Source organism: Shewanella sp. 10N.286.45.A1 (assembly GCF_041470405.1).
Taxonomy (GTDB): domain Bacteria; phylum Pseudomonadota; class Gammaproteobacteria; order Enterobacterales; family Shewanellaceae; genus Shewanella.
Map to the genome: position 1 here is coordinate 1 of NZ_JBFRMK010000446.1, position 318 is coordinate 318.

The window sequence follows — 318 nt, forward strand, 5'->3', positions numbered from 1 at the left end:
GAACTACACGGCTACAACAATGATAGTAGGGAGTGTCTTCAATACTAATAAGTGTTCGTCTTGGGCGTGGCATGCAACCTCCTTGTTCAATGCTCAGTTCAAGCTTAGTTGGAGGTCGCGATTGATGCCATTAACTATGTATGTTCGGTTAGTTGTCTATAAAACTCGCACATACCATAGCCTAGCGGCGAACCGCTACACTCTAAGTAACCATAGCATTAACTATGGCTGCCTATGTATTTCCATACTGGCGGTTGCAAGTACAGTGTTTGCTCCGCTGGAAAAAATCAGCAAAGCCCGGCGACACGGCCTTGCCCT

Annotated in this window: 1 protein-coding gene and 1 pseudogene; one reads left to right on the plus strand and one right to left on the minus strand. The window is 46.5% G+C overall.

All coding sequences use genetic code 11. The features are described from left to right. A pseudogene (locus tag AB4238_RS22320) lies at positions 1-73 on the minus strand (Mobile element protein); the annotation flags it as partial. A 51-nt stretch (positions 74-124) separates the two neighbouring features. Between AB4238_RS22320 and AB4238_RS22325 the strand changes: the two are divergent. Then, positions 125-318: hypothetical protein (locus AB4238_RS22325; protein ID WP_372035814.1), on the plus strand; the 194-nt coding region annotated here is incomplete at its 3' end.